Source organism: Streptomyces sp. NPDC002573, assembly GCF_042889625.1.
Classification (GTDB): domain Bacteria; phylum Actinomycetota; class Actinomycetes; order Streptomycetales; family Streptomycetaceae; genus Streptomyces; species Streptomyces gibsoniae.
On the sequence record NZ_JBIARC010000283.1, the window covers coordinates 1 to 1,118 of the forward strand.

Consider the following 1,118-nt stretch of genomic DNA (forward strand, 5'->3'; position numbering starts at 1 on the left):
ACGACTCAACCTGCTCGACCGTCAACACATCAGCACACAGTCACATCAACGACAGACGCCGTTGATCGTCACCCCAGATGCGGTTGCAGTATTAGGCCACCAACTCCCCGGCGTCTACGCAGACCACAACACCGCTGAGGCCTTCGCCGCCGCCTGGCATCGCCACACAGGCGCACTGCCGACACTCCACGAGCGGCAGTGCCTGTATCGCCTGGACACCCTCACCCCGCCACAGCAACTCCCGGAAGGCCATGCCCGCGTCGCGAGCGAGCAGGACCGCACGGAAGTTGCGCGCCTCTACGCGGGCTTCGCCGCGTCCATCGGAGAACCCCCCTCCAGAGACCCACAAGAGTGGGCAGACACACGCATCGCCTCCGGAGGAATCACGTTGTGGGAGACCCCAGACGGCACCCCCGTCGCCATGGTCGGCGTGAACCCGATGGTCGCCAGGCAGATCCGCTTGGGCACCGTTTACACCCCGAACCACTTCCGAGGCTGCGGCTACGCCGGCGCAGCGATGACCGAGGTGACACGGGCCGCCCTGACCACCGGTCCGCAGGAGGTACTCCTCTTCACGAACCTGGCCAACCCCACCAGCAACGGCCTCGTCCAACGAATCGGCTACCGCCCCGTCGCCAACTTCGCCCTGCTCGACTTCTCACCTGCCACCGCGGGCGCCCGCTGATCACGCCGGCACAGCAGACGCTTCCACTGGGCCATCGCGATCCGAGGTAACACCTGGGTGTCTCACTCCGTCCATACAGCCGCGTTGCCGCTATTACTGGCTTCCGCTTTGAGGTGACTATCTACTCGGGCTACTGACTGCTGGTCACCTGTGCGCTATGTCGTTGGTATGCGCTATGCGGATGGGGGCGGGCTGACGGCAAAGGGCCGCCAGCGTCGCGAGGGGGTGCGGTTGGAGGCCGTCGGGCTGTTCGCCGAGGGGGTCAGGCCACCTGAGGTGGCCCGCCGGTTACAAATCAGCCCGAAGTCGGTCTACCAATGGCAGAAGCACATCTACTGGCGGTCGGCCAGCGTTGGCAAGGCTAGGTTCTGGCACGTGTGCTCGTCGCCAGGCAGGACGGCGGCCTCGCCGCTGGTCAGGACGCAGGCGACGA

The 1,118-nt window shown here is 65.8% G+C and carries 2 protein-coding genes; both read left to right on the forward strand.

Annotation, left to right across the window (positions count from 1 at the left end; genetic code table 11):
* The coding region (locus tag ACFYX0_RS47945; protein WP_388982202.1) for a GNAT family N-acetyltransferase at positions 1 to 685 on the forward strand (685 nt) is incomplete at its 5' end.
* A 168-nt stretch (positions 686 to 853) separates the two neighbouring features.
* A partial coding sequence (locus tag ACFYX0_RS47950; RefSeq protein WP_388982205.1) for a helix-turn-helix domain-containing protein occupies positions 854 to 1,118 on the forward strand: 265 nt, incomplete at its 3' end.